This is a genomic window from Pseudomaricurvus alcaniphilus (genome assembly GCF_011440395.1).
Taxonomy (GTDB): Bacteria; Pseudomonadota; Gammaproteobacteria; order Pseudomonadales; family Cellvibrionaceae; genus Pseudomaricurvus; species Pseudomaricurvus alcaniphilus.
Genome location: NZ_JAAOIX010000003.1, coordinates 287,034 through 311,032 on the forward strand (window position 1 = coordinate 287,034; position 23,999 = coordinate 311,032).

19 protein-coding genes are annotated in these 23,999 nt (G+C 59.3%); 12 read left to right on the plus strand and 7 right to left on the minus strand.

The window, feature by feature from the left end; translation table 11 throughout:
- Window positions 1-131: 131 nt before the first annotated feature.
- Together G8764_RS09615 and G8764_RS09620 are read left to right on the plus strand one after the other, a co-directional pair.
- Window positions 132-2,507 carry a putative bifunctional diguanylate cyclase/phosphodiesterase gene (locus tag G8764_RS09615; protein ID WP_166164407.1) on the plus strand — a complete coding sequence of 792 codons (2,376 nt, stop codon included), beginning with the start codon at window positions 132-134 and terminating at the stop codon, window positions 2,505-2,507.
- A gap of 21 nt (window positions 2,508-2,528) precedes the next feature.
- The gene (locus G8764_RS09620) at window positions 2,529-3,755 is read left to right on the plus strand and encodes a hypothetical protein (protein WP_166164408.1); all 1,227 of its coding nucleotides are present in this window, start codon (window positions 2,529-2,531) and stop codon (window positions 3,753-3,755) included.
- A 166-nt stretch (window positions 3,756-3,921) separates the two neighbouring features.
- Here G8764_RS09620 and G8764_RS09625 read toward each other — a convergent pair whose 3' ends face one another.
- The 3 genes from G8764_RS09625 to amrB form a co-directional block, all read right to left on the minus strand.
- Complete coding sequence (locus G8764_RS09625) at window positions 3,922-4,686, minus strand: sulfite exporter TauE/SafE family protein (RefSeq protein ID WP_243748699.1); 765 nt, start codon at window positions 4,684-4,686, stop codon at window positions 3,922-3,924.
- 145 nt (window positions 4,687-4,831) lie between these two features.
- Window positions 4,832-5,413, minus strand: coding sequence for an AmmeMemoRadiSam system protein A (amrA, locus tag G8764_RS09630; protein ID WP_166164409.1), 582 nt, complete (start codon window positions 5,411-5,413; stop codon window positions 4,832-4,834).
- Complete coding sequence (amrB, locus tag G8764_RS09635) at window positions 5,391-6,203, minus strand: AmmeMemoRadiSam system protein B (protein WP_166164410.1); 813 nt, start codon at window positions 6,201-6,203, stop codon at window positions 5,391-5,393. The genes amrA and amrB overlap by 23 nt, the downstream gene beginning before the upstream one ends.
- A 165-nt stretch (window positions 6,204-6,368) precedes the next feature.
- On the opposite strand from amrB, the gene amrS reads away from it, so the two are divergent.
- Entirely contained in the window at window positions 6,369-7,472 is a 1,104-nt protein-coding gene (gene amrS / locus G8764_RS09640) for an AmmeMemoRadiSam system radical SAM enzyme (RefSeq protein ID WP_166164411.1), read from the plus strand.
- Between the two features lie 179 nt (window positions 7,473-7,651).
- Window positions 7,652-8,455, plus strand: a complete 804-nt coding sequence (locus tag G8764_RS09645; protein WP_166164412.1) for a DODA-type extradiol aromatic ring-opening family dioxygenase — start codon at window positions 7,652-7,654, stop codon at window positions 8,453-8,455.
- A 59-nt stretch (window positions 8,456-8,514) separates the two neighbouring features.
- Here G8764_RS09645 and G8764_RS09650 read toward each other — a convergent pair whose 3' ends face one another.
- Together G8764_RS09650 and G8764_RS09655 are read right to left on the minus strand one after the other, a co-directional pair.
- On the minus strand, window positions 8,515-9,267 hold the full coding sequence (locus G8764_RS09650; RefSeq protein ID WP_166164413.1) for an enoyl-CoA hydratase/isomerase family protein: 753 nt from the start codon (window positions 9,265-9,267) through the stop codon (window positions 8,515-8,517).
- 339 nt (window positions 9,268-9,606) lie between these two features.
- Entirely contained in the window at window positions 9,607-10,494 is an 888-nt protein-coding gene (locus G8764_RS09655; protein WP_166164414.1) for a LysR family transcriptional regulator, read from the minus strand.
- Between the two features lie 144 nt (window positions 10,495-10,638).
- Here G8764_RS09655 and G8764_RS09660 point away from each other — a divergent pair, with 144 nt between their 5' ends.
- Complete coding sequence (locus tag G8764_RS09660) at window positions 10,639-11,748, plus strand: S-(hydroxymethyl)glutathione dehydrogenase/class III alcohol dehydrogenase (protein WP_166164415.1); 1,110 nt, start codon at window positions 10,639-10,641, stop codon at window positions 11,746-11,748.
- 143 nt (window positions 11,749-11,891) lie between these two features.
- Window positions 11,892-12,749, plus strand: a complete 858-nt coding sequence (gene fghA / locus G8764_RS09665; RefSeq protein WP_166164416.1) for an S-formylglutathione hydrolase — start codon at window positions 11,892-11,894, stop codon at window positions 12,747-12,749.
- A gap of 3 nt (window positions 12,750-12,752) precedes the next feature.
- Here the strand turns inward: fghA and G8764_RS09670 are convergent, their stop codons facing one another.
- Window positions 12,753-13,823: a substrate-binding domain-containing protein gene (locus G8764_RS09670; RefSeq protein WP_166164417.1), complete on the minus strand. Its 1,071-nt coding sequence runs from the start codon at window positions 13,821-13,823 to the stop codon at window positions 12,753-12,755.
- A 175-nt stretch (window positions 13,824-13,998) separates the two neighbouring features.
- Between G8764_RS09670 and G8764_RS09675 the strand changes: the two genes are divergently transcribed.
- Genes G8764_RS09675 through fdhD form a run of 4 tightly spaced genes read left to right on the plus strand, consistent with a single transcriptional unit; the run spans window position 13,999 to window position 19,815 of the window.
- Complete coding sequence (locus G8764_RS09675) at window positions 13,999-14,484, plus strand: formate dehydrogenase subunit gamma (RefSeq protein WP_166164418.1); 486 nt, start codon at window positions 13,999-14,001, stop codon at window positions 14,482-14,484.
- The gene (locus G8764_RS09680) at window positions 14,481-16,019 is read left to right on the plus strand and encodes an NADH-ubiquinone oxidoreductase-F iron-sulfur binding region domain-containing protein (RefSeq protein ID WP_166164419.1); all 1,539 of its coding nucleotides are present in this window, start codon (window positions 14,481-14,483) and stop codon (window positions 16,017-16,019) included. The genes G8764_RS09675 and G8764_RS09680 overlap by 4 nt, the downstream gene beginning before the upstream one ends.
- A gap of 32 nt (window positions 16,020-16,051) precedes the next feature.
- Complete coding sequence (gene fdhF, locus G8764_RS09685; protein ID WP_166164420.1) at window positions 16,052-18,898, plus strand: formate dehydrogenase subunit alpha; 2,847 nt, start codon at window positions 16,052-16,054, stop codon at window positions 18,896-18,898.
- Window positions 18,895-19,815 (plus strand): formate dehydrogenase accessory sulfurtransferase FdhD, encoded by a 921-nt coding sequence (gene fdhD / locus G8764_RS09690; RefSeq protein WP_243748700.1) that lies wholly within the window; start codon window positions 18,895-18,897, stop codon window positions 19,813-19,815. The genes fdhF and fdhD overlap by 4 nt, the downstream gene beginning before the upstream one ends.
- Before the next feature lie 173 nt (window positions 19,816-19,988).
- Here the strand turns inward: fdhD and tal are convergent, their stop codons facing one another.
- Entirely contained in the window at window positions 19,989-20,924 is a 936-nt protein-coding gene (gene tal / locus G8764_RS09695) for a transaldolase (protein WP_166164421.1), read from the minus strand.
- Between the two features lie 168 nt (window positions 20,925-21,092).
- On the opposite strand from tal, the gene G8764_RS09700 reads away from it, so the two are divergent.
- The gene (locus G8764_RS09700; RefSeq protein WP_166164422.1) at window positions 21,093-21,371 is read left to right on the plus strand and encodes a DUF4156 domain-containing protein; all 279 of its coding nucleotides are present in this window, start codon (window positions 21,093-21,095) and stop codon (window positions 21,369-21,371) included.
- A 72-nt stretch (window positions 21,372-21,443) separates the two neighbouring features.
- Window positions 21,444-23,984: a DNA polymerase II gene (locus G8764_RS09705; protein WP_166164423.1), complete on the plus strand. Its 2,541-nt coding sequence runs from the start codon at window positions 21,444-21,446 to the stop codon at window positions 23,982-23,984.
- Window positions 23,985-23,999: the final 15 nt, after the last annotated feature.

Sequence of the window (23,999 nt, forward strand, 5' to 3'; positions counted from 1 at the left end):
AGGCGCGAGCTCGTCATTGCAGAACATCAGTAATAAAGTTGCTGGCACAGGGGCAGGGGGTGCCGTGGGCCGACTGAGGGTAGATTTTCAGAGCTATCTGGCTGGCGTAGTGGGATTGGCGTAATAAAGCTATGAAGAGCTTACAAAATACCATTTTCTTTTTCGTGGTACTGCTGTTGCTGGCGGTACAGGCGGCGTTTTTTCATACCATTTACAAGGCCACCAAAGAGCAGGAGCGGGACCAGATAAACTACCAGCTCAATACCGCCAAGAGCATTTTTCAAACCGAATTCAAGAACCGCCGCCATTACCTGGCGGCTTTTGCCGAAACCGTCGCCAAGGATTTTGGCTTGAAACAGGTGTTTCAGGAGGATACCCGCAGCTTCCTGGTGGCGTTGAACAACCATCGCCAGCGCATTGACGCCGATATAGCGATTGCCATAACTGCCCAGGGGGAAATCAGTGCCCAGCTGATAACCCAGGTCGATGCAGCGGGTAAAGCCCGAATCCGGGTGGGACCGGAGCAGGGACTTATGTTCCGCTACCCGGAATGGTTGCAGCTGCAGGATGACGCTCGCTTGTATGCGCTGCAGGATTCCTACTATCAACTCAACCTGGCGCCGCTCAAAAGCGGTTCACTGGTAATCGGCTGGATCGGTTTTGGTTTTCAAATCGATCAACGCCTGGCGCAACAATTTGCCCGCCAGACGGGTCTGAACAGCAGCTTTGTGATTGCCGAGGGCCAGCAAACCGGTTTGCTGGCCGCTTCCCGGTCGCAGGCCAACGGTGCCGGGTCGGCATCGTACGCCCACTTGATTGGCCAGATCGCTCGCGGACAAACTCCGGAGTATGTCATTGCCGCCACCCTACCTCTGGGTGAAGTGGGGGAGCAAAAGCTGCTCGCCGTTATTTATGGCGACCGTGGCGATCTGTTGACCGAAATCCGCAAGCGCTGGCAGGAGCTGGGTTTGCTGGCAGCGCTTATTTTATCGGTATCCCTGGCAGGAGCTTACATAATTGCCGCCCGAATCGGCCGGCCCCTGCGAGAACTGAAACAACAGGCGGGAGAGATCGCTGCCGGTAATTACGATTTAACTGTGGATATCCAGGCCAAAGGTGAGCTCGGTCAATTGGCCGCGGTGTTTCACGATATGCAGCAGGCGGTATTGAGCCGTGAACAGACCATTACCCACCAGGCTTTTCACGATGACCTGAGCGGCCTGCCCAATCGCAACCGGCTACTGCAGGTGCTGGCGGCGAAGACCGGCAACCCGGGCAATCCTTTCAGCATTACCAAGCTCAGCGTACGGCGCATTAAAGATATCAATTCGAGCCTCGGCCATGAAATCGGCGACCAGTTGATTATGGAAGTGGCCAGGCGCTTGCAGCGGCTACAAGCGGGGCAGGGGGTTTTTCATTTAGGCGGCAGCGAATTTATTGTCATTCACGACCTGGCTGCCGCTGAAGACACAGTGGTCAACGCTCATGGCCAGGCGATTTTAAAGGCCATGGAGCCGGCGTTTCGCTACCAAAGCATTTCCCTGTATATCGAAGTGCAATTGGGTCTGGCGGTCTACCCAGCCGATGACCTTGAGTCTGCCAGGCTGCTGCAAAAATCTGCCATTGCCCATCAGTACGCACGCAGTTGCAGCCAACCCATGCAGGTGTACAACGCGCGTATGTGTGACCAGGGTGTCGAACGCCTGCAGTTGATCAACGATCTGAAAATTGCCATCCAGCAAAACCAGCTGGAGCTTTACTATCAACCCAAGCTGGACCTGGCGACAGCCACAATCGGCCACGTCGAGGCCCTGGTGCGCTGGCATCATCCCCTCAAAGGCATGATTCCCCCGGACACGTTTATCGGTATTGCCGAGCAGACCGGACTGATCAACCCGTTGACCCTTTGGGTATTGCAAGAGGCTGCACGGCAGTATCGGCAATGGACGAGGGATGGCGTCGAGCTGTCCATTGCGGTAAATATCTCCGCCGAAAACCTTAAGGATAAAGACTTTTACACAACCGTGTTATCCATCATCGACACTGAGTTGCTGGCACGCAAGGCCATCTCGCTGGAAATGACTGAGAGCGTGGTGGTGGCCGAGCCGGAAGCCGCCATTGCCGAATTGCGGCGCTTGCAGGCGTTGGGGCTGGGCATGGCTATTGACGATTATGGCACCGGTTACTCCTCCCTGGCGCAATTGAAGCAGTTGCCGGTTGGCGAACTGAAAATCGATAAATCCTTTGTCCAGCACCTGACTGGCGACGCCGCTGACCAGGTCATTGTCAAATCCACCATCGAGCTGGCCCACCAACTGCAAATGCAGGTGGTCGCTGAAGGGGTGGAAGATGTGGCTACGCTCAATTGGTTGCGCAACAACGGCTGTGACCTGGCACAGGGATATTTTATCTGTCGGCCCAAGCCGGCAGCAGAGTTGCTTGAATGGTTGGCCCAGCGCAACGCTCAGGGCCCGGCAAAGATATATTCCCTGCAGCGTGGTGAATAGGAATACCGGGGCCCTCAGTTAATGAATATTCGCCAAGCCGTTGTGATTATCCTGCCCTGGTTGTTTTATCTTGCCGCCGCTCACGGCGTCGAGCACAAGCTGGGTGGTTTGCTGGATCTGCGCTTCAGCGTCAGTGACACGCTGCCGTCCTATTTGGGCGGCGACTACGGCAAGTTTCAATACGCTGATGGTGCCACCCTTGCCCCGGCGCAGGCCGCACTGAGCTACCGGGGGGAGCTGACCGATGCGGTCAGTGTGCACCTGGTCGGCCTCGGCTATTTTGGCGGGGTGCGGGATGGTGCCGGCCTCAGCGAGGCTTATCTCCAATACCGGGGTTTACCATCGGCGCAGGGTTGGCGCTGGCAGGCCCGGGCAGGGCTGCTGTATCCGCAAGTGAGTATGGTCAATATCCAGACCGCTTGGACTTCACCCTACACGCTTGATTTTGACACCATCAATAGCTGGATCGGCGAGGAGGTGCGCCACCAGGGCATTGATATTGCCCTGACCAGGCTCGGCAATGCCCACAACAGTGGCCACGATTTTAGCGCTGGCATGGCGGTCTACCGGGATAACGATCCGGTGGGGGCAATGCTCTCCTGGCACGGCTGGGTGCTTAGCAGTCGCCAGTCCCTGCGCCATGAAACCCTGCCACTGCCCCAGTTGGAGCCGGGTTTTGTACCCGCCGCTTCCGACCCTTTCCTGGAACTGGACAATCGCCTCGGCTACCACTTACGCGGGCAGTGGCACTGGCACAATCACGGCAAGCTGTTGCTGGGCTACTACGATAACCAGGCCGACCCCAAGGTCGTGGAGCGCGGCCAGTGGGCCTGGACCACCCGCTTTGCCCATCTGGGGGTTCATTGGCAGTTGCCCGGTAACATTGACCTGGTGGCACAGTACCTGGCAGGTGACACCTTGATGCAGTCGTCCCGGTCGGGCACGGACCTGGTCAATAACGGCTACCACAGCGGGTTTGTGATGCTGAGTAAGAAAGTCGCCCGCCATCGCCTCAGTGCACGGTTGGAGGAATTTGCAGTGGTCGACCGGGATAGCATCGCCGCCGACAACAACAACGAGTACGGCAAAGCCGCGACCCTCAATTACAGTTACCGGCTCAATCGGCACTGGTTCCTGCACTCGGAATACAGTTGGATGGAGAGCCGGCGTCCCGCCCGAGCCGCAGCCGGTCATTCTTTGAATTTAACCGAGCAACAGTGGCAGCTCGGTGTGCGCTTCTTGTTCTAGGAGCCTGTCGGACTTAGGTGCCCGTAGCGAGAGAAAGTCCGATTTGAGTCAGTTTTTAACCATTTTTGAGGCGAATAGTGGTTCTATTTAACGAGGAAATGGTTAAAAAATGGCCAAACTCGGCTTTTTCGCAGCAGGGCAACCCTAAGTCCGACAGGCTCCTAGCTCAGGTCAACCACACCGCCAGGCACACCGCGATCACGATCACCAGCAGTAACCAGCGCAGTACTTCCTGGTTAACCGAAACGGCGAAGTTGACCGACAGTCGCGCGCCGATTACCGAGCCCAGCGCCAGCAGCAATCCGGGTATCCACAGTATCTGGTCGCGGGCAATAAACACCGTCAGCGCAATGGCGGTAAACACTCCGGTGGCGACCATCTTCAGGGCGTTGGCGCGCACCAGGTCATAACGCAAGGCGCCGGCGAGGGCGGCAATCAGCACAAACCCCACTCCGGCCTGGATAAAACCGCCGTAGACACCGGCAAAGAACATTCCCGCAAACCCGCTCGCCGACTGCCAGGGGGACAGAGGCTCGGTGCCCGGTGGCGGCGTGACAAATGAGGGCTTGAAGACCATCAGCAAGGCCATGCTGATCAGGGTGATGAGAATAATCGGCTCGAGTAGTGCCAGGGGCATATAGGAAGCCAGCAGTGAGCCCAGCAGTGAGCCGGTAACGGTGGGTACCAGCATCGGCACGATGGCATTCTGTGGCAGCATGCCTTTGCGCTGAAAACCGCGGATACCCTCCACCGCTTGCAGCATGACGCCGACCCGGTTGGTGGCATTGGCAATGTCGGCGGGAATGCCCAACAGCATCAGTGCCGGAATGGTGAGAAAGGAGCCGCCGCCGGCGAGGATATTGATAAAACCTGCGATCAGGCCGGTGCCGACCAACAGGGTCGCCATCCACCAACTGAGTTCGTATGCCAAAATGTATATTCCTTAGTGACTTGTTCTGCTGTGACGCGAATGACTCCCGCTTAGACGGGGATCAATGGTAGCGGTAATGCGACTGCGACCGGGGGGTAGCTTGGGACAAAAAACAGCTTGGGTTGCCGCCGGAGACGCTAGCGGCTTAAAAAGCTTCTACCTGGAAGCGCGATACGTTTAGCGTCTCTGGGTCGATGTCTGTCGGGATGCCAGCCTTGCGCCGCAATTGCAGCAGGAATTCTACAGGGTCTGGCAGCATTTCCCAGACTTGCGGTAAAAAAACAGCGCGCCGGCCATGGGCCTCAAGGATGACGCCATCCACCCGGGGGCGGAGAATGTCGTGCAGTTCAGTGACCTGCTGGAACTCCACCGGCCGCGGCTGGCTGAGTATGGAAAGGCTGATGTTGAGTTGCTCTACTTCGGTCGCCGTCACCGGCTCGAAGCGCGGGTCTTGGAAAGCGGCGGCGTGGGCGTTCGCACTGACGTCCAGCACCAGTGCCCGATGGGATTCGATGGTGCCGATGCAGCCGCGCAGTTTGCCCGCCAGTTTGAGGGTGACAAAGCTGGCCCCGGGCCGGGTCAGCTTTTGCGGCCAGTGCTGCAGGTCAATTTGCACAGTTTCACCGTCGAGCAGTGGCTGCTCAATGGCTGTTCGGGCCAGTTGCAGCAGTTGCTGCCGTTCGCCGGGGTTGAGCATGCCCGCCTCAGTGTACGGCGTAGGCGCCATAGCCCACTACCCGCTGTTTATCGCCGGCGGTATCGCCGGAATTGCGCAGGTCGAGGGTGGCTACCCGGCAGTGGTGGCTGGCAGCGACCTCCAGCAAACCACAGAGGGAGCGGCAGCCGCAGGCTTGCTCGGGGCCAATGGCGCTAATGTCACAGTGTTCGATAGCGTCTGAGGTGCTGCGATCGAGTCGCTGGGCGGTGCGGTAATCGTGGTAATGGCTGAGATCTGAGCTGATGGCCACCAGGGTTTCCCCGTCCTGCCAATAATGTTGAATAATTTCAGCCACTTGCGCCGGACTCGCCTCGCCGACCACCAGTGGCAACAGCTCGGCCTCGGGAAACAGTAGCTGGATAAAGGGCAGCTGGACCTCCAGGCTGTGCTCCTGGGCGTGGGCGGCGGCGTTGGCCTGGACAAAGGGCAATGCCTGCAACTGTTTGGCCCCCGACTGGTCCAATGGCACAGGGCCCAGTGGTGTTTGCCAGTGGCTGGCCGGGCTGGTGGCAAGGCCGCGCAAGGCCACTCTATGACTGGGGCCAAGTAACAATACCCGCTTGATGTGCGCGCCACAGCGGCTGGCATGGGCCCAGGCTACGCCGGCGATGGCACCGGAATAAATGTAACCCGCGTGGGGGGTGACAATTGCCAACGGCACGTTGTCCTGTGCAGCCGCAGATTGATCCTCTGCCCTGGCGGCGGCCAGGAATCCTTCGACCTGGGCTTGCAGTTTCTCCCGTTGCTCCGGGTAGAACAGCCCGGCCACCGCCGGCGGGCGGAGATTGGTGGCAGTCATATCGGCCTCCTTTCAGGCTTATAGCTTTAAATATGGGCCTATTGCCCCAAGGTTTCAAGAGAGGGAGCTGGCCGCAGTGAAACGGGCCCGGGTTAGATCGTGGAGCCACTGATTGAATCACGGCTAAATTGGTCAGACTCCCCATGCTGGTAGAGGTAAAGGCAGATGAGTGACACAGGTATAGTCCGCGACAGCAGTGTGGTCGAGACGCGCTACTGGCATCCATTGACGGACGGTCGCATCCAGTGCGACGTCTGTCCCCGAGCCTGCAAGCTCAGGGAAGGGCAGCGTGGCCTGTGTTTCGTGCGGGGGCGGCTCGACGACCGGGTGGTGCTGACCAGTTACGGCCGCTCCAGCGGCTTTTGCATCGACCCCATCGAGAAGAAGCCACTCAACCACTTCCTGCCCGGCACACCGGTGCTGTCGTTCGGCACCGCCGGCTGCAACCTGGCCTGCAAGTTCTGCCAGAACTGGGATATGAGCAAGTCCCGGGAAACGGATACCCTGGCCGATGCCGCCAGCCCGGAAAAACTGGCCCAGCGCGCCGCCGAGCTGGGTTGCCGCAGTATTGCCTTCACCTATAACGACCCCGTGATATTCATGGAATACGCTATCGATACAGCCCTCGCCTGTCACGAGCACAACCTCAAGGCGGTGGCGGTGAGCGCCGGTTATATTTGCGATGAACCCAGAGCAGAGTTTTTCCGGCATATGGATGCCGCCAATATTGACCTGAAGGCTTTCAGTGAAAACTTCTACCACAAGGTCACCGGCGGCCACCTGCAGCCGGTGCTCGACACTCTCAAATATTTAAAACATGAAACCAATGTCTGGTTTGAGATCACCACCCTGCTGATTCCGGATGAAAACGATTCCGACCGGGAGCTGGAGGCCATGTGCCAGTGGCTGAGTGAGGAGTTGGGGCCGGATGTGCCACTGCATTTCAGCGCCTTTCATCCGGACTACAAGATGACCGACAAGGCCCACACCCCGGCGGCAACCCTCAGCCGGGCACGCAAGATCGCCCTGCAGGCCGGTTTGCGTTACGTCTATACCGGCAATGTACACGACCGGGTGGGCGGCACCACTCACTGTCACAGCTGCGGTGAAGCACTGATTGCGCGCGACTGGTACGAATTGCTGGAGTGGAACCTGAACCCGGCCGGTCGCTGTAAATATTGTGATACGGCTTGCGCGGGCGTATTTGAGGCGCAAGCGGGGCGCTGGGGCGCACAGCGAATGCCGGTGCGCATGTTAGCCGGCAGGTAAAGGCCTGCTCACCCAATCATCATAATTCAAGCTTCATTGCTAACGGCATCAGGGCACAATTAAGGAGGAGTTGCGCATAGCGCGCCAGTCGCTATCATATCGCCCAACCACGCCGGCCAAGTTATGCGGGAGTCGCCAGCGTTCCGAGTACCACTATCATTTATCCCATAAGGCGGCCCATGAGCAGCGAATTTCCCATTGTCTATATTCCCCACGGAGGTGGCCCAAGGCCGGTGCTGGGGGCAGACGATCACCAGGCATTGATCGACTTTTTGCGAGGCCTCGGCGCAACTTTGGGCCAGCCCAAAGCCATAGTGGTGATCAGCGCCCACTGGGAAGAAGAGATTCCGACCCTGACCGGCGCCGAGAACCCGGGCTTAATCTACGATTACTACAATTTTCCCCCCGAGTCCTACACCATCGAATACCCGGCACCGGGCGCACCGGCACTGGCGCAATCCGTGCAACAGCTACTGGATAAAAAGGGGATAGCGGCCACCATTGATCCGCAGCGCGGGTTTGACCACGGCCTGTTTATCCCGCTGAAACTGGTGTACCCAGAGGCGGATATCCCCTGTATCCAGCTGTCACTGCGCAGTGACCTGGATCCGGCCAAACACATCGAGCTGGGCAGGGCGCTGGCGGAACTGCGCCAGCAGGGGGTGTTGCTTTTCGGCTCCGGCTTGTCGTTTCACAATCTGCAGGCGTTTTTTACCGACGACCCGGGGAATAACGAGCATGTGGAATTTCAGCATTGGTTACTGGACACCCTGGTCAATCCGCGCCTCAGCGAGCCGGAGCGGACCCAAATGCTGATCGACTGGAGGCGGGCGCCCCACGCCAGTTACTGCCACCCCCGGGAAGAGCACTTGCTGCCCCTGCACGTCTGTTACGGCGCCTCACTGGCGGACCAGTCAGGCGCTCGCATTGTGTTTGATGACGTCATTATGGGGCGCAAGGCGCTGGGTGTTATGTGGTCGTAACTATATATGATGCGGTCGTAGCTATCTGTAGTGCTGGCTGGTGGCTTGTCCTGCCCCGCTCACTTGCCGCGAAAGACCGGTGTGCGCTTCTCGTTGACCGCTTGCAGCCCCTCCTGTAAATCCGGGGAAGCATTGCAAGTGGCAATGAGCTCGGCGGCAGCCTCGGGGTCCAGTTGGTGATGGGTAATCTGGTCACATAATTGCTTCATGGCCTGCACTGCCAGTGGTGCCAGGCCGGCAATGGTTTGGGCAAAATCACTGGTAGCGCTTTCCAGGTCTTCGGGTGCCAGCAAGTGGGTGAGATAACCCAGTTCATAGAGTTGCTGGCCGTTGAACTCTTCACCGGCAATCAGCAGGCGCTTGGCGAATGTGTTGCCCAAATTCCTGACCAGGCGTTTGATTCCGTCCAGCGGATAGCACAGGCCAATGCGGGCGGGCGGCACAAACAGGCGCATTCCCGGCGTGCCGAAGCGAAAGTCACAGCACAGTGCCAGTTCGGCACCGCCGCCGTAGGCGTTACCGTTGAGCATGGCGATGGTGGGGATTGGCAGGGTGGCCAGTGAATTGGTCAGGGTGGAAAACAGCTCGCCACTCATACTGCCGTCGAGCATTTGCTGCAGCGATGCGCCGGCACAGAAGGTCTTACCCTCCCGATTGGTGACAATCAATACCCGTACCGCGGGATCCGTGCGCAGCGTATCGAGGTGTCGTATAAACAAGCTGACCGCGTCAGCGGTGAGCGAGTTGTGTTTGGCGGGGTTGCTGAGGTTGATGGTGGCGATCGCACCATCTACAACCAGTTCTATGGTCATGTTGGATTCCGGAGTGATTGCGCTGGTGCAGGTGCGGAGTTCTGGATAACCAGTAGCAAAAAAAGTCTATGGTCAGGCCGCCCAAGGCTAGGAGCCTGTCGGACTTAGGGTTGCCCTGCTGCGAAAAAGCCGAGTTTGTCCATTTTTTAACCATTTTCTCGTTAAATAGAACCACTATTCGCCTCAAAAATGGTTAAAAACTGACTCAAATCGGACTTTCTCTCGCTACGGGCACCTAAGTCCGACAGGCTCCTAGATGGAAAGGGCTGTATTCTACCGGGATCAGCTTTGAGTTAAAGGTATAACCGGTGCCCGGCGGCAAACGCATGCCGTGGTGGGCTACAAATAATCCACCGTTTCGAACTGGCTGACCAGGTGCTCGACAAACATCCGCACCTTGGGTGACAGGTGGCGGTTACTGGGGTAGATGGCCCAGACCGCGGTGTCGGTGGCCTGGAAACTCTCCAGTGTGGTCTGCAAACGGCCGGCATTGATGTCGGCGTAGACGTAGAACTCCGGCAGTTGCACCAACCCCAGGCCCTTGCGGGCAGCGGCGAGCAGGGCGTGGCCGTTGTTACTGTGCCAGTTGCCCTCCACCTTGATGTCCAGATGTTGGCCGCTCTCGTCGCGAAAGCGCCAGGTGGGCAGCGACCCCACCAGGCAGTTGTGGGCTTTCAGTGCGCGCAAATCCTCCGGAAAGCCGTAGCGGTCAAAATAATCGCGGCTGGCGCAGGTGATCAACTGCCGGTTGGCAATGCGGCGGGCGATCAAGGACGAATCTTTCAACACTCCGGCGCGGATGGCCAGGTCGTAGCCCTCAGCCACCAGGTCGACGTTGCGGTTGGTAAAGTCCAGTTCGATGCTGAGCTCCGGGTGCTGCTGCATAAAGATGGCGGCGGCGGGGGCCACGTAGCGCTCGCCAAAGGCACCGGCAACGGTCAGGCGCAGGTTGCCGCGGGGTTTTTCCTGCTGGTCGATCACCGCCAGCTCCACTTCGTTGAGCTGGTTGACGATATCGCTGCAGCGCTGGTAGTAGGCCTGGCCGGTTTCCGTCAGCGCCAGTTTGCGGGTGGTGCGTTGCAGCAATTGCACCCCGAGGCGATTTTCCAGCTGGCTCACCTGGCGGCTGGCGTGGGACTTGGACAGCCCCAAACGCCGGGAGGCGGCGGAAAAGCTGCCTTCGTTGACGACGGTGACAAATATTTCGGTGGCATCCCAGCGGCTCATAGGTTGCTTTTCCAAAGGGTATCCGATGAGATCATTGTTGTTGCCTGGCAACAATCAGTTGACTGGCGGCTATATTATCATTCCGGGGAACAAAATATATACTGGCTCAGACTTTTCAACCTATATATAAAAGCGGAGCAAAGAATGAAGACAAAAGCAGCGGTAGCCTTTGCGGCAGGCAAACCCCTCGAGGTAGTGGATGTCGACCTGGAAGGGCCCAAGGCCGGTGAGGTGATGGTGGAGATCAAGGCCACCGGTGTCTGTCACACCGACGCCTTTACCCTGTCCGGCGATGACCCGGAAGGGGCCTTTCCCGCCATTCTCGGCCATGAAGGCGCCGGCGTGGTGGTGGAAGTGGGTCCGGGGGTGAAGGGCCTCAAGCCTGGCGACCACGTAATTCCCCTGTACACGCCGGAGTGCCGGGAGTGCAATTTTTGCCTCAACCCGAAAACCAACCTCTGTCAGTCGATCCGCTCAACCCAGGGCCAGGGCCTGATGCCCGATGGCAGCAGTCGCTTCTCCCTCGACGGCAAGCCGATCCTGCACTATATGGGTTGCTCCACCTTTTCCAACTACACCGTGTTGCCGGAAATTGCCCTGGCCAAAGTGCGCGATGACGCGCCGTTCGACAAGATCTGTTACATCGGTTGCGGCGTCACCACCGGTATAGGCGCGGTGGCCTTTACCATGAAAGTTGAAGCCGGCTCCACGGTGGCGGTATTTGGCCTCGGCGGTATCGGCCTGAACGTCATTCAGGGCGCCAAGATGGTGGGTGCCACACGTATCATCGGGGTCGATATCAACCCGTCCAAGGTGGCGCTGGCGAAGAAGTTTGGCATGACCGATTTCGTCAACCCCAAGGAAGTGGACAATGTGGTGGATCACCTGATCCAGATGACGGGCGGCGGTGTCGATTACAGCTTCGAGTGCATCGGCAACGTCAACGTTATGCGCCAGGCGCTGGAGTGCTGTCACAAGGGTTGGGGGCAAAGCTGCATCGTCGGTGTCGCCGGCGCCGGCCAGGAGATATCAACTCGCCCGTTCCAGTTGGTCACCGGTCGCTCCTGGCGTGGCACCGCATTTGGCGGCGCCCGCGGCCGTACCGATGTGCCGAAGATCGTCGACTGGTATATGGAGGGGCACATCAATATCGATGACCTGATCACCCACACCATGCCCCTCACCGACATCAACAAGGCCTTTGACCTGATGCACTCCGGGGAAAGTATTCGCTCGGTAGTGCTTTACGATTAATGCTGCACAAAGACTTTTAATAGGGTCGAACCTGAGTAACAGGTAAATCCGGTTAACGTCATTCCCTGTCAAGGTCACCCCGGTGTTAGCGCCGCGGTGACCTTTGGGTAGAGACAAATTGCGGCATTTCAAAAGAGCGAACTATGGAACAACTTAGCGACAACAAATCCTTTGGCGGGCGCCAATTGCGCTTTAAACACCCGTCGGCAACCCTCGGCTGCGACATGACCTTTTCCATCTACTTGCCACCCCAGGCGTGCAGCGTGCAGGGCGGCGCCAATGGTGGCAATAAAATTCCGCTGCTCTATTGGCTGTCGGGGCTCACCTGCAGCGATGAAAATTTTGTTATCAAGGCCGGTGCCCAGCGCTACGCCGCCGAACATGGCATTGCCATTGTCTGCCCGGATACCAGCCCCCGCGGGGACGGTGTACCCGACGATGCCGAAGGTGCCTATGACTTTGGTTTGGGGGCGGGCTTTTACGTCAACGCTACCGAGGCGCCCTGGGCACAGCACTACCATATGTACGACTACGTGGTGCAGGAACTGCCGGCGTTGATCAACAGCAACTTCCCGGTGGACCCGGCGCGAGCGGGAATTTTCGGTCACTCCATGGGCGGCCACGGGGCGCTGACCATCGCCCTGAAAAACCCTACTCAGTACAAATCGGTGTCGGCCTTTTCACCCATTTGCTCGCCCATGAACTGCCCCTGGGGCGAGAAGGCGCTGGGCAATTATATTGGCAATAACCGGGATGATTGGCGCCAGTATGACGCCACTGAACTGTTGCGCAGCGCCAGCCACAAACTGCCCATGCTGGTGGATCAGGGCGGCGCGGATAATTTTCTTAAAGAGCAATTGAAAACCGAGCTGCTGTTGCGAGCCAGTATCGAAGCCGATTACCCGGCCAATATTCGCCTGCAGGCGGGCTACGATCACAGTTACTTTTTTATCGCCTCATTTATCGGCGAGCATATCGAATTCCACGCCCAATACCTGTGATGCTCAAGTGGCACCAAACACCTCATCAACGGTCTTGATGGTGCCGCAACCGTCGGCGGAGTAGCCCGGCAACTGCTGCACGGCATTGCTAAAAGTGTCACCCCGAATAAAGTCCAGCAGTTGTTGTACTGCGGTCTTTTCGAGACTGTCACGATGGCAGACCAGCAGGTAGTCTTCCGTGGTGACCGGGACGAAGTCGAGGCCGAATTGGCGCGCTGCCGGTTCTACCCCAAAGGCGGTGTCGGCCATGTCCGAAGCGACGTAGGCGGCAACCGCCGAATGGGTAAATTCTTCATTCTGGTAACCATTGACCTGGTGGGGTTGGACATTGCTGTTGAGTAGCAGTTGATCCAGCATTGCCCGGGTGCCCGAGCGTGTATCGCGATTGACAAAGCGCACATCGTCCCGCGCCAGGTCGTCGATTCGTAAAATGGCTTTGGGATTGTTCGGCTGCACGTGCAACCCCAGGTGCCGGGTTACCAGGTGCACGATGCGGTGGGTTGCGCGGTCCAGCAAGCGGGCATAGTCCTGCAGCAGGCGCTCGATTCGAACCTGCGCCGGCAGTGGAAACCCGGCCATGTCGCAGCTGCCGGAGTTGAGGGCCTGCAGCGCCTGTAGCGGGCTTTTGTACTGTATGTCCAGTTGAAAGCTGTAGTCGAATGTGGGCAGCAGGGCGACCGCATAGCCGTAACTGGCGTGGATCTGCAGCAGCGGGCTGCTGTGATTGAGAATGCGTTGAATATCCACATTCAATTCGGAGGCGAGGTTCTCCATCTGTGGGTTGAAGCGGGCGCTGGCCCGCTGTTCCGCCCAGAGCAATTTTTCCCCCAGTGGCGTCAAACTGGCGCCGCGGCCGCGCTCCAGTTTGACCAGGTCGCTGCCAAAGAACGTCGACCAGTTGCGAATCAGGTTCCAGCCGTGGCGATAGGAGACACCTATTTGCCGGGTTGCCTCGGTCAGCTTGTGCTGGTGACGGATGACCGCCAGCAGGCGAAACAGATGCGGGTCTATGCGGTTGCCGGCATCGTCGGTGAAAACCCACGAGGGCGAGATCTGGATGCGTTTCGGGGGCATGGAGTAACCGGGGCCGGAATTCAGAAGTTAGGCACAAAATATCATATTTTCCCCCGCCGAGGGGCGTGATATGGTCAGTAGAATGGATCAGTTGCAAGAAGCCGAGCAGCGGTCTGCGTAATCGGCAACAAGTATAACAACGTCATTTTCAGTCATACCAGCAGAGAGAATAACGATGGCATTAAGCGCCACGCAAACAGCAACCATTGCCTCGCTGATAGAGGCAGAGGCTCACCGCCAGGGCCCTCTGTTGCCGATATTGCATGCGGTGCAGCAGGCACTGGGCTATATACCGGCAGACGCCGTACCCACCATCGCCAAGGCGCTGAACCTGTCCCGCGCTGAAGTGCACGGCGTGATCAGCTTCTACCACGAATTTCGCACCGAACCGGGCGGCCAGACCACGGTGCAGGTGTGTCGCGCCGAGGCCTGCCAGGCCCGCGGCAGTCGCGCCCTGGAAGCCCACGCCAAACAAGCACTGGGGCTGGAATACGGCGAGACCAGCGCCGACGGCAGCGTCACGCTCGAGGCCGTCTATTGCCTTGGCAATTGCGCCTGCGGTCCGTCGCTGCGCATCGCCGATGAGGTTTACGCCCGAGTAGACGCCGGTCGTTTTGATCAATTACTTAGCCGGATAACCGGGCGGGGGGACGCGGTATGAGTATTCGCCTGTTTCTGCCCCAGGACACCACCGCCTGTGCACTCGGTGCCAATGAGGTTGCCAGCGCACTGCTGGCAGCAGCTGCCGAGCGTGATATGGACATCGAGCTGGTGCGCAACGGCTCCCGCGGGATGTTTTGGCTCGAGCCCATGCTGGAGGTGGAGGAGGATCATCAGCGCCATGCCTTTGGTCCCCTGACCACCGACGACGTCGACCTGCTGTTGCGTTGCCTGCTGGATGACCTGAGTGTGCACCCGCGTTATCTCGGCCCCACCGAGGCCATTCCGTATCTGCAACAGCAGCAGCGCCTGACCTTCGCTCGGGCCGGCATTGGCGATCCCTTGTGTCTGGATACCTATACCCGCCTGGGTGGTTTTAAGGGTTTGCAGCGGGCTCTGCAGATGGATGGCCAGCAGATCGTCGACGAGGTCAAAAGCTCGGGTCTGCGCGGCCGCGGCGGGGCGGCATTTCCGGCCGGGATCAAGTGGCAGACGGTGCTGGATGCCCAGTCTGCCAAGGGACAAAAATACATCGTCTGCAATGCCGACGAGGGCGATTCCGGCACCTTTGCCGACCGCCTGTTAATGGAGGCCGACCCCTACCAGTTGATTGAGGGCATGCTGATTGCCGGTTTGGCCGTGGGCGCCACCCGTGGCTTTATCTACCTGCGCTCCGAGTACCCCAGGGCGTTTAAAATATTACAGCAAGCTATCGAGCGGGCCGAGCAGGCCGGTTATCTGGGCGCTGACATCTGCGGCAGCGGCAAGACCTTTGAGCTGGAAGTGCGCCTCGGCGCCGGCGCCTATATTTGCGGCGAAGAAACTTCGCTGCTGGACAGCCTCGAAGGCAAGCGCGGCATGGTGCGCGCCAAGCCGCCACTGCCGGCCATCGAGGGTTTGTTCGGCCAGCCGACGGTGGTCAACAACGTACTGACCCTGGCGGCGGTGACCACTGTTATGGCGGAGGGGGCAGACTACTACCAGAACTACGGTATGGGTCGCTCCCGCGGCACCTTGTCGGTGCAGTTGGCCGGCAATATCCAGCGTGGCGGCCTGATTGAGTTGGCCTTTGGCGCCACCCTGCGCCAGGTGGTGGAGGAGTTTGGCGGTGGCACCTTTAGCGGTCGCCCGGTGCGCGCCATCCAGGTGGGTGGTCCGCTGGGCGCCTATCTGCCCCAGCAGCACTGGGATACGCCACTGGACTACGAGGCCTTCGCCGCCATCAAGGCCATGCTCGGTCACGGCGGTATCGTGGTGTTTGACGATACGGTGGATATGGCCGACCAGGCCCGCTTTGCCATGGAGTTCTGCGCGGTGGAGTCCTGCGGTAAATGCACACCCTGTCGCATTGGCTCGGTGCGCGGGGTCGAGGTGATCGACAAGGTTCGGGCAAATGTTGAGCGGGACAACAACCTGATTCTGCTGCGCGATTTGTGCGACACCATGGAGGCGGGCTCGCTCTGCGCCATGGGCGGTATGACGCCCTACCCGGTGCGCAGTGCGCTGGATTATTTTGCGGACGACTTTCAGCGCTGAGACGCGAGCCAAAAACAACGAGGTAACAGGCAATGCTGCAGTTTTACGAACCGGACGCCGATTACGGCACCCCACCCAGCACCAGTGACACCCAGGTGACCCTGAGCATCGATGGAGTGCCGGTTACCGTAGCCGAGGGCACCTCGGTGATGCGCGCTGCCGCCGAGGCCGGCATTAAAGTGCCGAAATTATGCGCCACCGACGCCCTGGATGCGTTTGGCTCCTGTCGTATCTGTCTGGTGGAGATCGAGGGACGCAAGGGCTATCCCGCCTCCTGCACCACTCCGGTGGCTGCCGGCATGGTGGTGCGCACCCAATCCGACCCCATTGCCAAATTGCGCCGCAACGTGATGGAGTTGTACATCTCCGACCACCCGTTGGACTGTTTGACCTGTCCCACCAACGGCGACTGCGAACTGCAGGATACCGCCGGTGAGGTGGGATTGCGGGCGGTGCGCTATGGTTACGAGGGTGAGAATCACCGCGCCGCGGAGAAGGACCAGTCCAACCCCTATTTCACCTTTGACCCGTCCAAGTGCATTGTCTGTTCCCGCTGCGTGCGCGCCTGTGAAGACGTGCAGGGCACCTTTGCCCTGACCATTGCCGGGCGCGGTTTTGATTCCAAGGTCAGTTCCGGCCAGGAGGAAAGCTTTATGGCTTCCGACTGCGTCTCCTGCGGTGCCTGCGTCAACGTCTGTCCCACCGCGACATTGACGGAAAACAGCATTATCGACGCCGGCAAACCGGAACACAGCGTCATCACCACCTGCGCCTATTGCGGGGTGGGTTGCGGTTTTAAAGCCGAGCTGAAGGGCAGTACCGTGGTGCGCATGACGCCGTGGAAAGACGGCAAGGCCAACGCCGGACACGCCTGCGTCAAGGGTCGCTTTGCCTTTGGCTACGCCACCCACAAGGATCGCATTACGGCGCCGCTGATTCGCCAGTCCATTGATGATCCCTGGCAGGAGGTGTCCTGGGAAGAGGCGGTCAGCTACGCCGCCCAGCGTTTGCGCGAAGTGCAGGCGAAACACGGCCGCACCAGCATCGGCGCCATTTCCTCGTCGCGCTGCACCAACGAAGAAGTCTGGCTGGTGCAGAAGATGGTGCGCACCGCCTTTGGCAACAACAATATCGATACCTGTGCGCGGGTGTGCCATTCACCCACCGGTTACGGCCTGAAGCAGACCCTCGGTGAATCCGCCGGCACCCAGACCTTTGAGTCGGTGCAAAAAGCCGATGTCATTATCGTTATGGGTGCCAACCCTACCGAAGCCCACCCGGTGTTCGGTTCGCAGCTGAAACGGCGCCTGCGCCAGGGCGCGAAACTGATCGTTATCGACCCGCGGGAGATTGAGCTGGTCAATTCGCCCCACATCAGCGCCGACTATCACTTGCCAGTGCGCCCGGGTACCAATGTCGCCGCGCTCAATGCCATGGCTCACACTATTGTCAGCGAGGGCCTGCAGAATCAGGCCTATATTGAGGCCCGCTGCGAAGGGCCGGCGTTTGAACAGTGGCTGGCGTTTATCCGCGACCCGCAACACTCGCCGGAAGCCAGCGAGCAGTACACCGGTATTCCCGCCGCCGATCTGCGCGCTGCTGCCCGTCTTTACGCCACCCAGGGCAACGGCGCCATCTACTACGGCCTCGGTGTCACCGAGCACAGCCAGGGTTCCACCACGGTGATGGCCATCGCCAACCTGGCCATGCTCACCGGCAACGTCGGTCGCGAAGGCGTCGGCGTCAACCCGTTGCGCGGCCAGAACAATGTGCAGGGTTCCTGCGATATGGGCTCCTTCCCCCACGAGTTGCCCGGCTATCGACCGGTCACGGACGACGCCATTCGCGCGACCTTCGAAGCGGCCTGGCAGGTGGAGCTGGACCCGGTGCCGGGGCTGCGTATTCCCAATATGTTTGACTCGGCGCTGGACGGCGAGTTTAAAGGGCTTTATTGCCAGGGCGAGGACATCGCCCAGTCCGACCCCAATACCCAGCACGTGGAGGCGGCGCTGCGATCGCTGGAGTGCCTGATCGTGCAGGATATCTTCCTCAACGAAACCGCTAAGTTTGCCCACGTGTTTTTGCCGGGCTCCTCTTTCCTGGAGAAGAACGGTACCTTTACCAATGCCGAGCGCCGTATCTCCCGGGTGCGCAAAGCCATGCCGGCGCTGGCGGGCAAGGAAGACTGGCAGGCCACCCTGGCGCTGGCCAACGCCCTCGGCTGCAACTGGAACTACCAGCACCCGGGGGAGATTATGGACGAAATCGCGCGCCTGACTCCTACGTTCAGTGGCGTCAGCTACGCTCGCCTGGATAAGTTGGGCAGCATCCAGTGGCCCTGCAACGAAGACGCGCCGCTGGGCACACCCACCATGCACGTGAATGAATTTGTGCGGGGCAAGGGTCAGTTTGTGGTCACCGATTACGTGCCCACCACCGAGCGCACCAATCGCAAGTTCCCGCTGCTGTTGACCACCGGCCGCATCCTCAGCCAGTACAACGTCGGCGCCCAGACTCGGCGTACACAAAATTCCGCCTGGCATCCGGAGGATATTCTCGAGATCCATCCCCAGGACGCCGAGGAGCGGGGCATCAATGACGGCGACTGGGTCGGTATCCAGAGCCGGATCGGTACCACTGTATTGCACGCCCAGCACTCCACCCGGGTGCGGCCCGGCGTGGTGTACACCACCTTTCACCACCCGGTGTCCGGGGCCAACGTGATCACCACGGACAACTCCGACTGGGCCACTAACTGTCCCGAGTACAAGGTTACCGCGGTGCAGGTGAGCAAGGTCACCGCGCCCTCGGCCTGGCAGACCCGCCAGCAGGCGTTCGACAAAAAGCAGAAAGCGCTGCTGCAAGAATCCCGGCAATGATGGCGACGAAAAAAGTGATGGCAGCAGGTAAAGTGCCGGGAGCTGATAAAGTGCCGGGAGCCGAAAAAGTGCCGTTAGCGAAAAAAGTACCGGCAGCCAATAAAGCGCCTGTTCCCGAAGCGGTGGCGGGCATCAAGTCCGCCAGGCGCAGCGTTTGGAACCGCGGCGAGCTCAGCACCGATACCGATCAGGTGGTGACCGAATGCCCGGTGGCGCTGGTTTATAACGGCATCTCCCACGTGGTGATGATGGTGACGCCGGTCAATCTGCGCGAGTTCGCCCTGGGCTTCAGCCTGTCGGAAGGCATTCTGGAGTCGGCCGCGCAACTGCTGGATTTCGAGGTCAACGAGACCGAACTGGGGCTGGAACTGGCCCTGATCATTCCATCGCGCCAGTTTGCTGGCCTCAAAGCTCGGCGCCGCAATTTGACCGGCCGCACCGGCTGCGGTCTCTGCGGGGCCGAATCCCTGCAGCAGGCCATTGTCCAGCCCCGTTCAGTAAACAGTGATGTGCAAGTCACCCACGAGGCCATAGATCGGGCCATCGGCGCCTTGCAGCAACACCAATTGCTGCAACAACAGACCGGCGCCGTGCACGCCGCCGCCTGGTGTGACGCACAGGGGGAGATCCTGCTGTTAAGGGAAGATGTAGGGCGCCACAACGCGTTGGATAAGTTGCTGGGTGCCTTACAGCTGCACGAGGCGAGCAAAGAAGGCTTTGTGTTGATCACCAGTCGTGCCAGCTACGAAATGGTCACCAAAACCGCCAGCGCCAATGTTGCCGTGCTGGTGGCGGTCTCCGCGGCGACTTCACTGGCCATCGAGATGGCCGAGCAGTGTGGTATCGCCCTGGTGGGCTTCAGCCAGCCGGGCCGGCACGCCGTGTACAGTTGTGTGGAGCGCATTAGCACGGCCTAGGAGCCTGTCGGACTTAGGGTTGCCCTGCTGCGAAAAAGCCGAGTTTGGCCATTTTTTAACCATTTTCTCGTTAAATAGAACCACTATTCGCCTCAAAAATGGTTAAAAACTGACTCAAATCGGACTTTCTCTCGCTACGGGCACCTAAGTCCGACAGGCTCCTAGCCGAATCGCTACTGCATCTTTTTTAGCAGTTGCTCCAGATTGATCTGGTCTTTGACAAAGTTGCGAATACCTTCCGCCAGCTTCTCGGTGGCCATGGCATCGTCGTTCATGGCGTAGCGGAACTCAGCTTCACGGTAGGATACTTTTTCTTGCGGGGCTCCGGTGGCGTCTGCGCTGAGCTGGCGCTCCAGCGGGGCCGTATCCTGCGACAACTCCTGTAACAACTGCGGGCTGATGGTCAGCCGGTCACAGCCGGCCAGGCCTTCGATCTCTCCGGTATTGCGAAAGCTGGCGCCCATGACAATGGTGGGGTAGCCGTGCTGCTTGTAGTAGTTGTAAATGCGGGTCACCGAGATCACCCCGGGATCGGTGGCCGGGGTATATTCCTTGACCTCGGTGTTGGCTTTGTACCAGTCGAGAATCCGGCCCACGAACGGTGAAATCAGGGTGGCGCCGGCGTCGGCACAAGCCACTGCCTGGGCGAAGCTGAATAACAGGGTCAGGTTGCAGTTAATGCCTTCCCGCTCTAATACCTCAGCGGCGCGAATACCCTCCCAGGTAGAAGCCGTCTTGATCAATATGCGGGAGCGGTCGACGCCAGCCTGCTGATACAGATCGATCAGGTGGCGGGCCTTGGCGATGGTGGCTTCGGTATCGAAGGAGAGGCGCGCATCCACCTCGGTGGAAACGCGACCGGGCACCAGTTTGACGATTTCAGTGCCGATGGCGACCGCCAGGTGGTCACAGGCCCGGGCGATATCGCCGCCGGCGCTGTTCAATGACTGGCGCAGCAGGCCTTCGTATTGTGGCATCTGCGCCGCTTTGTAGAGCAGCGATGGATTGGTGGTGGCATCCAGTGGCTGGAAGCGGGCGATGGCTTCGATATCGCCGGTGTCGGCCACCACGTCGGTCATTTTCTTCAATTGGTCCAGTTTGCTGATCATGTGACTTCCTGAGTTCCTGATTTATTAGCTGCTCGTCTTCCTCATTTAAACACGGAAACATGTACGGCAAAAGTCCACTTCACAGCGGGATTAGGTAGAATAGCGCTCCTTTACAATTGTCCACAGAGGTAGGTTATGAAGTTGGTTAGCGCTTTGCTGGTAACAGTAATGGTTACAGGATGCAGTTGGGTGAAAGTGGCGCCAGAAGCGCGGGATATTCCGTTAAAAACCCTGGCCGAGGTGGGCCAGTGTAAATACCTGGGCACCGCCACCGGCAAGACCAAGGCCAAAGTGACTGTGATTTCACGCAATGATAAGAAGGTGGCCAAAGAGGTATTGGACCTGGCCCGCAATGAGGCACTGAGCATGTCCGGCAATACCCTGGTGGCCAAAGGTGACCTGGTGGACGGTCGCCAGACCTTTGCGGTGTATCGCTGTCTCCAGTAGCTTTAATTGCAGTAACCCGGTTTGCAGAAATCAGGCTTTGGTAGCCGTTCCCCCCAACAGGTAAGCGCAACGATGTCGACATCCGCAGCCGACGCTGTCAGCGTAGTGGACGGCTTTATCCTCAGTCGTCACTGGGACGATGTGCCGGTGGCCAGTCGTCTGGGCAGTTTGCGCAGCTTGCAGTTGTGCTACTGGCTGACCAGCGCGCAGGGCCCGGTCAAGGTAGTGGTGGACGGCCAGAGCGCGGTATTTTTCCTGCCCCAGGCGCAGGAGGCTGAAGCCAGGGCGCTGCTGGAGCGGGAGCTGGGCAAGTCGGCCAGTCATCCGGCGGTTATCCCGGTCTGGGAAATACGCCCGTTGCAACTGCGGTCTTTTGACCACCAGCCGGTGGTAGGTGTGTATTTTCGCGAGCAGCGCACCCTCTATCGGGCGCGGGAGTTGCTGGGGCGACGCAAATTGACACCGCTGGAGGCCGATATCCAGCCCGCCGATCGCTTTCTGATGGAGCGTTTTATCACCGGGGCCATGCAGGTAGAAGGGCAGGTGACCTTTGAGGATGATATCCGGGTGCTGCACAACCCGCTGGTTCGCCCTAGCCAGTTTGCCCCGCACTACCGGATGTTGTCGCTGGATATTGAAACCTCAATGAGTGGCGACCAGCTGTACAGCATCGGCGCCGTGGTTGCGAATAGCGGCGGAGAGCAAGAAGTTATCGAGCGCAAGGTGATGATGGTGGGCACCGGCGAAGTGCCGGCCAGCCACTCCTACCTGAGCTACTGCGAGGATGAAACGGCACTGCTGCAGCAGTTTCTGCTCTGGTACCAGCAGGTGGATGCCGACATCCTGATCGGCTGGAATGTGGTTAACTTCGATTTGCGCTTCCTGCAGCGCAAGGCCGATGAGCTGGGCCTGAGGCTGACGCTCGGCCGTCAGCAGTCAGTACCCGACTGGCGCCAGTCCCGGGACGACAACCAGCACTACACCGTCACCCTGGCGGGCCGCTTGGTTATGGACGGCATCGATACCCTGAAGTCAGCCACCTATAACTTTGAGAGCTTTGGCCTGGATTTCGTCGGCCGGGAGTTGCTGCAGCGCGGCAAGTTGACCGACGATGTCGACCATCGCGGCGACACCATCACCGAGCAATTCCTGACCGATAAACCGGCCCTGGCGGCCTACAACCTGGAAGACTGCCAGCTGGTGTGGGATATCTTTGTGCACACCAAACTGCTGGACTTCGCCGTGGAGCGGGCGCGCCTGACCGGGCTGGCCATGGACCGGTTTGGCGGTTCAGTGGCCTCGTTTGACAACCGTTACCTGCCGCGCCTGCACCGGCAGGGATTTGTTGCACCCTGCCTACCCGCCGAGCCGGTGGGGGTGGGCAGCCCCGGTGGCTACGTGATGGACTCCAACCCGGGCTTCTATCGCCACGTGCTGGTGCTGGATTTTAAATCACTGTACCCCTCGATTATTCGCACCTTTCACATCGATCCGCTGGCCCAGGCCTGCGGCCGCGAATACGAGCGCACTGAGCTGGGGTTGGAGCGGGAAGACAGCTGGGATATGCAGGAAACCGCCGACGTGGATCGGGCCGAGCTGGTGCCGGGCTACAACGGCGCGGTGTTCCTCAAGCGCAACGCCCTGTTGCCAAACCTGATTGGCGAGCTGTGGCAGGCGCGCGACAAAGCCAAACAACAGCGCAACCAGGCCATGTCCCAAGCCATCAAGATCATTATGAACTCGTTCTATGGAGTATTGGGTACACCGGGCTGCCGCTTCTTCGACCACCGCCTGCCCAGTTCCATTACCCTGCGCGGCCACCAGATCCTGACCCGCAGCCGGGAGTTGATCGAGGAGCTGGGGCACCGGGTAATCTACGGTGACACCGACTCGGTGTTCGTGTGCCTGGAGGGCGCTGCGGGCAAAAGCCTGGCCGAGATCAATGAGCAGGGCACCGCCCTGGCCAGCTACCTGAACGCCTGGTGGTCCGAGCACTTGCAGCAACACTATCAATTGCAGAGCTTTCTGGAAATCGAGTATGAAACTCATTATAGCCGCTTTCTGATGCCCACCATCCGCGGTATGGAAACCGGCAGCAAGAAGCGCTATGCCGGCCTGATCGAGCGCGGTAATGGCGAGCCGCAGCTGGTGTTCAAGGGGCTCGAAGCGGTGCGCACCGACTGGACGCCACTGGCGCGGGAATTCCAGCGCGAGTTGTATCGGCGGGTGTTCCTGGAGTTACCCTACGAAGACTATATCTTCGAGACTCTGAACGACATTCGCGCACAAAAACTGGATGCCAAACTCTATTACCGTAAGCGTATCCGGCGCCATTTGGCAGACTACACCCGCAACGTGCCGCCGCACGTGCAGGCGGCGCGCAAGGCGGATGACTGGTTGCGCGCCAACGGTAATAAACCTCGCTATGAACGCGGCGGCTGGATAAGATACGCGCTCACCGTCAATGGCGCCGAACCGCTGGAGCGACTGCTTTCCCCGCTCGACTACGAACTGTTGATCGAACGCCAGATCGCCCCCATCGTCGATGGCATAGTGCAGTTTTTGGGCACTTCATTTGCCCGTATTGCCGGTCGCCAGATTGGTTTGTTTTAGGCGCCCAACGCTCTT